5 protein-coding genes are annotated in these 8,882 nt (G+C 68.5%); 1 reads left to right on the forward strand and 4 read right to left on the reverse strand.

The features are described from left to right. Positions 1-63 precede the first annotated feature (63 nt). Complete coding sequence (locus HMPREF2924_RS15910) at positions 64-642, forward strand: HD domain-containing protein (protein WP_003110488.1); 579 nt, start codon at positions 64-66, stop codon at positions 640-642. Positions 643-751: 109 nt separating this feature from the next. Here HMPREF2924_RS15910 and HMPREF2924_RS15915 read toward each other — a convergent pair whose 3' ends face one another. The 4 genes from HMPREF2924_RS15915 to HMPREF2924_RS15930 form a co-directional block, all read right to left on the reverse strand. Beyond that, positions 752-1,939 carry a beta-barrel domain-containing protein gene (locus HMPREF2924_RS15915; RefSeq protein WP_003132729.1) on the reverse strand — a complete coding sequence of 396 codons (1,188 nt, stop codon included), beginning with the start codon at positions 1,937-1,939 and terminating at the stop codon, positions 752-754. Continuing rightward, complete coding sequence (locus HMPREF2924_RS15920) at positions 1,929-4,100, reverse strand: type I secretion system permease/ATPase (protein ID WP_003132730.1); 2,172 nt, start codon at positions 4,098-4,100, stop codon at positions 1,929-1,931. The genes HMPREF2924_RS15915 and HMPREF2924_RS15920 overlap by 11 nt, the downstream gene beginning before the upstream one ends. Then, positions 4,090-5,367 carry a TolC family protein gene (locus HMPREF2924_RS15925; protein ID WP_003102743.1) on the reverse strand — a complete coding sequence of 426 codons (1,278 nt, stop codon included), beginning with the start codon at positions 5,365-5,367 and terminating at the stop codon, positions 4,090-4,092. Before HMPREF2924_RS15925 ends, HMPREF2924_RS15920 begins: the two co-directional genes overlap by 11 nt. Next, the coding region (locus tag HMPREF2924_RS15930; protein ID WP_256567960.1) for an Ig-like domain-containing protein at positions 5,367-8,882 on the reverse strand (3,516 nt) is incomplete at its 5' end. The genes HMPREF2924_RS15925 and HMPREF2924_RS15930, both read right to left, overlap by 1 nt.

Consider the following 8,882-nt stretch of genomic DNA (forward strand, 5'->3'; position numbering starts at 1 on the left):
GGACCTTCAGCACCGCCGCGCCTAGGCTTGCAGGCTCGTTTCACCGGTAGCGGAGCCCGTGCCATGTCCCTCGAACTGCTGAGCAACCGCCTCGAATTCCTCCGCGAAGCCGAACGCCTGAAAGACGTCCTGCGCTCCGCGCACACCTCCTCCGGCCGCCCGGAAAGCACCGCCGAACATAGCTGGCGGCTTTGCCTGATGGCACTGGCCTTCGAGGACCAACTGGCCGGCCTGGACCTCGGCAAGGTTCTGCGCATGTGCGTGGTCCACGACCTCGGCGAAGCGATCCACGGCGACATCCCCGCCGTCGAGCAAGCGGCGCACCCGGACAAGGGCGAACAGGAACGCGCCGACCTGTTGCAGCTGACCCGTCATCTGGACACGCCGCTGCGCGATCGCCTGCTCGCCCTGTGGGACGAATACGAGCGCGGCGAGACCGCCGAAGCCCTGGCAGTGAAAGCGCTGGACAAGCTGGAAACCCTGCTCCAGCACACCCAGGGCGACAATCCGGCGGACTTCGACTATGCCTTCAACCTCGACTACGGCCGTCGCTATACCGATCGCGCACCGCTGTTCAAGACCCTGCGCGAGTTACTCGACGCCAGGACCCGACAGCGCCTCGCAGCTCGGCGCGACGCCTAGCGTGCGCCCGCCCGGGCAGCGTTACCAGCGCCACCGCCTACGTAGCTCGCCACGGTTACAGGGAAGCGGCTGGCACGTTTCCCACCGACCGGGGCCTGTCCTGCACGCCTCAGTAAAGGCGCGCCTTGATCAGCGGCCGCAGCAGGTAGTTGAGCACGCTGCGCTTGCCGCTGAGGATGTCCACCTCGGCAACCATCCCCGGAATGATCGGCAATACCTCCTCGCCGCGCTTCAGCTGGCTGCCATCGGTCTTGATCAGCACCTGGTAGTAGGACTCCTTGCCATGCGGGGTCTCCTCCTCGATGGTGTCGGCGCTGATCTGCTCCAGGGTGCCCTTGAGGTCGCCGTAGATGGTGTAGTCGTAGGCGGTGATCTTCACCTTGGCCGGCATGCCGGGAACCAGGAAGGCCACGTCGCGCGGCTTGATCTTCGCCTCCACCAGCAGGCGCTCCTCTACCGGGATCACTTCCATGATCGGCTCGCCGGGCTGGATCACCCCGCCGCGGGTGTTGATCAGCACGGTGTTCACCCGCCCGCGCACCGGCGACAGGATCTCGGTGCGGCGCAACTGGTCCTGGCGCTGCTGGACGATCGGTTCCAGGGCGCTGAGATCGGCCTTGCGCTGGGCGCGCTCGGTATAGGCATCCTGGAAATAGGTGCTTTTCAGCTCCGTCAGCTTGCCGCTGAGGGTGGCGATGTCCTGGCTCAGCTTGAGCGCCTCCATCTGGCTCACCGCACGCTTGGCCACCAGCGGGCGAACCAGGTCGAGCTGGCTCTGCGCCAGGTGGATCTGCCGCTGGATCGCCTGGGTGCCCTCCACCAGTTTGTCGCGGCGCGACTTGAACAGCTCGCGTTCGGAACGCGCCAGCGGCCCCTCGGGATCGACGTCCGGCGGGAACTCGATGCTCTTCTTGCCTAGCACCTCGGCGTCGAGCCGGGCAATGGCCGCGCGCAGCACGCTGGCCTGGTTCGCCGACTCCTGGAAGTTGGTGAGGAAGCGCGTCTCGTCGAGGCGCACCAGCGGCTGGCCGACTTCCACCAGGTCGCCCTCCTTCACCAGCAGGCGGTCGAGGATGCCGCCCTCCAGGCTCTGGATCTTCTGGATGCGACTGAACGGCACGACCCGGCCGTCGCCGCGGGTCACCTCGTCCAGTTGCGCCCAGGCCGCCCAGCCGATGAACAGCAGCACGCAACCGAGCAGGGTCCAGAGCAGCGGCCGGTAGACCGGGTGGGTAGCCGCCAGCAACGGGTCGGCCAGTTGCCGGCGCAGGGCGGCGGCGTCGCGTTCAGAGTCCATGGTTGCCTCCTTCGGCGGCCTGCGGTGCCTGTACCTGGTTGCCCTGCACCACCTGCTCCAGCGGGCCGTCCATGATCACCCTGCCCTGGCGCAGGACCACCGCACGCTCGACCAGGGCGAGCATGCTTTTCTTGTGGGTGGTGATGACCAGGGTGCGCTTGCCCAGCCATTGCTGCAGGTAGTCGATGACCTGTTTCTCGCTGCCCTGGTCGAAGGCCGCGGTCGGCTCGTCGAGCAGCAGGATCGGAGGGTCCTGTAGCAGCACCCGGGCCAGCCCGACGGCCTGGCGCTGGCCGCCGGACAGGCTGGCGTTGCCCTGGATCGGCATGTCCAGCCCCAGCGGGTGGCCGCGGACGAAGGCGCCCAGGCCGACCCCGTCGAGGGTCTCCAGCAGTTCCTCGTCGCCCAGCGCGGCGTTCTCCAGGTTGAGGTTGTCGCGCAGGCTGCCATGGAACAGCGCCACGTCCTGCGGCAGGTAGCCGATACCGCGCTGGCGGTCGGCCGGGTCGATCTGGGTCAGGCTGACGTCGTCCAGCAGCAGGCGTCCCGCCTGCGCGTCGAGCAGGCCGCTGAGCAGGCGCAGCAGGGTCGACTTGCCGGCGCCGTTGCTGCCGAGCAGCGCCACCCGCTCGCCGGCGCGGATGTTCAGGGCCTGCACGTCGACCACCGGCGGGCTGTCGCCGTGGGCCAGGCGCACGCCCTCCAGGCGGTAATGTCCCTGCAGGCGCTCCTTGTGCACGAAGCGCTTGCCCTGGGGGCGCTCCTGCTCGGCGCTCATCAGTTGGTCGAGGCCTTCCATCGCCACCTTGGTGTGCTGCCAGCGACCGAGGATGCCGGCCGCCTGCGACAGCGGTGCGATGGCCCGCGAGGCGAGGATCGAGCAGGCCACCAGGCCGCCGACGGTCATCGCGCCCTCGCTGATCCGATAGACGCCGAAGACCACCACGCCGACGTAGCAGAGCTGCTGGACGATGCTCGCCGAGTAGCTCAGGGTCGAGGCCAGGGTATGGGTCTTCATCGCCGTGCCGGCCAGTTCGCCGGTCAGGGTTTCCCATTGGTGCAGGCAGCGGCCTTCGGCGCGGGTCGCCTTGACCGTCTCCAGGTGTTCGAAGGCTTCCAGCAGCACGCCGTTCTTCATCGCCCCTTCGCGCAGGTTCTGCCGCGACAGGTGGCCGAGCAGGCGCTGGGTCAGCAGCCCCGGCAGGATCATCAGCACGCAGGCCACCAGCGGCACCCAGACCACATGGCCGCCGATCACGGCGATGATCAGCAGGAAGATCGCCACGAACGGCAGGTCGCTGATCAGCGCCGCGCTGGACGAGGTGAAGAACTCGCGCACCGACTCGAACTCCCGCACCTGGGTACTGAAGGCGCCCATCGACGCCGGCTTGGCGGCGACCCGGGTGCTCAGCACGCGGGAGAACAGCAGGGTCGAGAGTTGCAGGTCGAGGCGCTTGCCGAGCACGTTGAGCAGGTGGCCGCGCATGATCCGCAGGACCCCGTCGAGGACGATCGCCAGGGCCACGCCGCTGGCGAGGATCCACAGGGTGTCGAACGCCGCGTTGGGCACCACGCGGTCGTAGACCTGCATGGCGAACAGTGCCGAGGCGACCGCCAGGACGTTGGCCACCAGCGCCGCGGCGGTGACCTCGGCGTAGGAACGCCAGAGCCGCTTGAGCGGGCCGAAGAACCAGTGCTCGGGCAAGGCGCTGGCGTAGTCGCCGACCCGCCCGTCCGGCCGGTAGCGACACTTGGCGAAGATCGCCGTGCCACTGTACAGCGCTTCCAGCTCGGCCAGCGGCATCCTCTGGCTTCCGCCGTCGCTCTGCGGCACCAGCACCTCGGCGTGCTCGCCGTCGTTGCCCACCAGCACCAGGGCGCGGCCGTCGTCGAGCAGCAGCAGGGCCGGCAGCAGGTAGCGGTCGATCCGGCGCAACGGCTGGCGCGTGACCTGGGCGGTGATGTCGGCGCGGCGCAACGCGCGGGCCACCAGGTGCAACGGCAGGCGACCGTGCTCCAGCGGCATGCCGTCCACCAGTTCGGCGTCGCCGAGTGGCCGGCCGAGCTGCCGGCAGAGCAGCAGCAGGCCCTGGCGCAACGGGTCGACGATGGGGTCGTGGTTGAGGATCACGACGTTATCCGGGGTTTTCTCAGCTTCCATGATTCAGCCGGTTCTCCAATAGCGGACCCAACAGGCCGACTTGCGCGGCCGCCCGATACTCGATGCGCTTGCGTTCGATCCGCAGGTTGATCAGTTGCCGCTCTGCCTCGAACCGCTCGCGCTGCACGTTGAGCAGGTCGATCACGTCGCGCCGGCCAACCTCGAACTGTTCGCGATACAACTCGCCGACCTGCTCCGACTCGGTCACCTGCTGGGTCAGCGACTGTTCCCGCCAGCGCAGCGTGTCGCCGTTGTCGAAGAGGTTCTGCAGTTGCCGGCGGATGTCGCGCTGCATCGCGTCGGCGCTCCATTTCGCCGATTCCAGGCGCTGCTGCGCGGCGGTCGGCCGGCGGAAGTTGGAAAGCCCCTGGAAGGTGTCCATGCGGAAGCGCAGGGATACCACCGAGTCGCTTTCCGGATGCCCGCCGATCTCCCGGCGCAGCGCGCTGGCCTCCAGGTTCAGTTGCGGCAGCAGCGACGCCTTGGCCTCGCGGACCTCGGCCTCGGCGACATTGGCGTCCTCCAGGGCCTTGCGCTGCAAAGGCGATTCGCGGATCACCCGCGCCATATCGCTGGCCGCCAGGTAGCGTTGCAGCGACATCGGCTCGGGCTCCACCAGGTCGGCGGGCTCCTGGCCGACCAGGATCGCGTACTGGTTGCGCGCGTCCTGCAGGTTGCCCTTCTCCAGCGACAACTGCTCCTGGGCCCGCGACAGTTCCAGATTGGCGCGATCCAGCTCGCTGCGGTCGGCGTAGCCGTCGCCGCCGCGCGCCTGGGTCATCTCGCGGATACCGTCGAGGCGCTGGATGTGTTCGCGTACCGCCTCCACCCGGCGCTCCGAGGCGAGCACGTCGAGGTAGGTCTCGACGATATCCAGCGCCGCGTCGTCGCGCGCCACCAGCACCGCCTCGGACAGCTTGCGCTGGGTCGCGCTGGCGCTGTCGACCTTGCTCGTCACCCGACCCCAGTCGTACAGCATCTGCGACGCGGTGAGATCGTAGACGATCTCGCCGAAGTCGAACTCCTGCGGCCCCCCGGACATCGTCACGGAGGGGTAGTACCCCCCTTTGGCCATCTCCACCTCGGTGCCTGCGCGGTCCGCTTCGGCCATCGCGGATCGTACTTCCGGGTGGATCGCCAGCCCTGCCCTGACCGCCTGGTCGAGGGGCATGGCCGACGCGAACATCGGCAGGCCCAGGGAAAGGAGCCAGATGGCTCCCTTCCCATGCCGCCGTCCCTTGCGCGCGTACTGCCTGCGCCCGCGCATCAGACCACGACCTGTACCGTGTTGTCCTCGATCAGCAGGGTGGTACTGCCGAAGGTGTAGACGTCGTAGGTAATGCCGTTGATCAGTTGCGTGGTACCGGTATTCACCGCGCCCACCACGTTCAGGGTGTCGTTGTTCTCACCAGTGATCTGCAACGTGTTGTTGGCATCGGTGATGGCATCCACCTCCGCCGCGGTCAGGGTCAGCACGCTACCCGAGTCGCCCTTGCCGAGGTCGATGCGCTCGAGGTTGCTGAGCGTGCCGACGCCGACGGCGTTGTAGTCGAGGTCGATGCCGTTGGCCAGGACCAGGGTGTCGAACCCGGCGCCGCCATCGATGCTGACGAAATCGGTCGCGGTGATCTGGATGGTGTCGTTGCCGTTGCCGGCCACCACGTGATCGCCGGTGCCCACGTTGAAGATCAGGTCGCTGCCGTCGCCGCCGTTGATGTGCTCCGAACTGCCGTTGGCGCCGGACAGCACGTCGTCGCCGGAAGTACCGTTGACATCGATCTGGCCGATGTTGAGCGACAGTCCGTTGGGGGTCAGGGTGATCCCGTAGGCGGCGCTGTCGTTGCCGTTGCTGTCGGTGGACACCAGGTTGAACGAGATCTGCGAGCCGAGGTTGAGGATGTCGGTGATGTTCAGCCCCAACTGGGTGAGGATGGTCGGGCTCAGCAGGTTCAGCGAGAAGTTGCCGGACGAGTCCGCCTGGATCGGCAGCAATTCGACGTTCAACGCCGGGGTGATGACCCGGATCACCACGCTGGAGTTGGGCTCGGTGGTGCCGCTGAAACCAAAACGCGGGTTCAGCGGGTTGAGGCTGACGTCGAGGCCGAAGTTACCGATGGTCACCGGTTGCTCGATGCTGGTGCCGATGCCGATGCTCGCCGTGTTGCTCGGGTTGCCGGCCGGGTCGCGACCGACCACCGACACCTGGGCATTGAGCAACTGGTCCCAACTGAAGTCGATATCCAGGTCGGTGAGCAGGTTCAGCGACGCCAGCCCGCTGTTGTCGGCGGTCACCGTGGCGGTGGCGGTCACCCCGCCGACGTCGACGGTGACCGTCAGCTCGGTGCCCGGCTCCGCCGAGATGGTCAGGATGTTGCCGACCAGGGACAGCACCGGGGTCGCCGGCGGAATGGTGTCGATGGTGAACGGCACCGGGGTCGACGCGGTGCCGCCGTTGATGTCGGCGGTGACGGTCGAGGCGCCCTCCGGGAACGGGCCCATGCCGCCGGGAGGCGTCAGGGTCAGGGTCAGGTTGCCGGCGGCGATGTCGCCGGCGGTGAGGGTATGGCTGACCTCGGCCTCGTAGCCGTTCTGCCCGGCGAACTTGACCGTGACCACCTGGCCGACCTGCATGGTCGGACGGACCGTCACATCGACCTGGATGCCGTCGCCGATCTCCGCGGCGTTGATCCAAGTATCGGCGGCTTCCGGCACGCTGATGGTCGGCGGCGCCAGGTCCGGCGCGTTGATGGTGGCCGGCCCGCTGACGTTGCCGGCGGCGTCGACGGCAACCCCGGCGATCAGCTCGCCGGTGATCAGCGGCGGCGCGAACGGCAGGCTGAAGTTGCCGGCGCCGTCGACGGTGACCGTGATCGGGTTGGCGGTGTCGCCGTTGACCACGATGCGCACCTGGCTGTTCGGCTCGGCGGTGCCGGTCAGCAGCGCGCCGTCGGCGCTGATGCTCAGCAGCGGAGCGGACGGCGCCACCGAGTCCACCGTGGTGCTGGCCGGACCGCTGGCGTTGCCCGCGGCGTCCTCGGCGACGGCGTTGATCACCGTACCGTTGGCCAGCGGCGTGCCGGGGGTGAAGGTCCAGTTGCCGCTGCCGTCGGCGGTGGTCTCGCCGATCGGGTTGCCGTTGCCATCGGTGAGGATCACCTTGGCGCCGACCTCGGCGGTGCCGGTGATCACGCTGCCGTTGCTGGCATTGATCACCGGCGTGGCCGGCGCCACCGTGTCCACCGTGGTGCTGGCCGGGCCGCTGGTATTGCCGGCCGGGTCCTGGGCCACGGCGTTGACCACCGTGCCGTTGGCCAGCGGCGTGGCGGGCGTGAAGGTCCAGTTGCCGCTGCCGTCGGCAAGGGTCTGGCCGATCGGGTTGCCATTGCCATCGGTGAGGATCACCCGGACGCCGGGTTCGGCGGTGCCGCTGAGTTCGACACCATTGCTCGGGTCGATCACCGGGGTGGCCGGGGCCACAGCGTCCACCGTGGTGCTGACCGGGCCGCTGGTGTTACCGGCAGCGTCCTGGGCCACCGCATTGATCACCGAGCCGTTGGCCAGCGGAGTGCCCGGGGTGAAGCTCCAGTTGCCGCTGCCATCGGCGGTGGCCTGGCCGATCGGGTTGCCGCCGCCATCGGTGAGGATCACCGTGGCGCCGGCTTCGGCGGTACCGCTGATCACCGTACCGTTGCTCGGATCGAGCACCGGGGTGGCCGGGGCTACCGAGTCCACCGTGGTGCTGGCCGGGCCGCTGGTGTTGCCGGCGGCGTCCTGGGCCACCGCATTGACCACCGAGCCGTTGGCCAGCGGTGTGCCCGGGGTGAAGCTCCAGTTGCCGCTGCCATCGGCAGTGGCCTGGCCGATCGGGTTGCCGCCGCCGTCGGTGAGGATCACCGTGGCGCCGGCTTCCGCGGTACCGGCGATCACGCTGCCGTTGCTCGGGTTGACCACCGGGGTGGCCGGGGCCACCGCGTCCACCGTGGTGCTGGTCGGGCCGCTGGTATTGCCGGCCGGATCCTGGGCCACCGCATTGATCACCGTGCCGTTGGCCAGCGGCGTGCCCGGGGTGAAGCTCCAGTTGCCGCTGCCATCGGCGGTGGCCTGGCCGATCGGGTTGCCGCCGCCATCGGTGAGGATCACCGTCGCACCGGCTTCCGCGGTACCGCTTATCTCGGTGCCGTTGCTCGGATCGATCACCGGCGCCGCCGGGGCCACGCCATCCACCGTGATCACCGCCGGCGCACTGTCGACATTGCTTGGGCTGCGCGCTACCACGTTGACCACCGTGCCATCCGGCAGCGGGATGCCTGGAGTGAAGGACCAGTTGCCGCTGCCGTCGGCGGTGACCTGGCCAATCGGGTTGCCGTTGCCATCGGTGATGATGATGGTGTTGCCGGCGTCCGCGGTGCCGCTGATCACCGAACCGTTGCTCGGATCCACCTGCGGGATCGACGGCAGCGAGGAATCCACCGTCGTGGTAGCGGGAAGGCTGGTATTGCCGGCGGCGTCGCTCGCGGTTACGTTGACCACGGTGCCGTTGGGCAGTTGCGAGCCGGGCGTGAAGCTCCAGTTGCCGCTGCCATCGGCGGTGGTCTGGCCGATCGGGTTGCCGTTGCCGTCGGTCAAGGTCACGGTGCTGCCCGGCTCGGCGGTACCGTTGAGCAGGTTGCCGTTGCTCGGATTGACCACAGGCGTGTTCGGCGCCACCGCGTCCACGGTAGTGCTGCCCTGCGGGCCGGTATTGCCCGCAGGGTCCTGGGCCACGGCGTTGACCACCGTGCC

The sequence above is a fragment of the Pseudomonas sp. HMSC063H08 genome, from assembly GCF_001813645.1.
GTDB lineage: Bacteria > Pseudomonadota > Gammaproteobacteria > Pseudomonadales > Pseudomonadaceae > Pseudomonas > Pseudomonas aeruginosa.

Coding starts and splice junctions, on each gene's coding strand:
- HMPREF2924_RS15910 (WP_003110488.1), top strand. CDS start 64: ATGTCCCTCGAACTGCTGAGCAACCGCCTCGAATTCCTCCGCGAAGCC.
- HMPREF2924_RS15915 (WP_003132729.1), bottom strand. CDS start 1,939: ATGGACTCTGAACGCGACGCCGCCGCCCTGCGCCGGCAACTGGCCGAC.
- HMPREF2924_RS15920 (WP_003132730.1), bottom strand. CDS start 4,100: ATGGAAGCTGAGAAAACCCCGGATAACGTCGTGATCCTCAACCACGAC.
- HMPREF2924_RS15925 (WP_003102743.1), bottom strand. CDS start 5,367: ATGCGCGGGCGCAGGCAGTACGCGCGCAAGGGACGGCGGCATGGGAAG.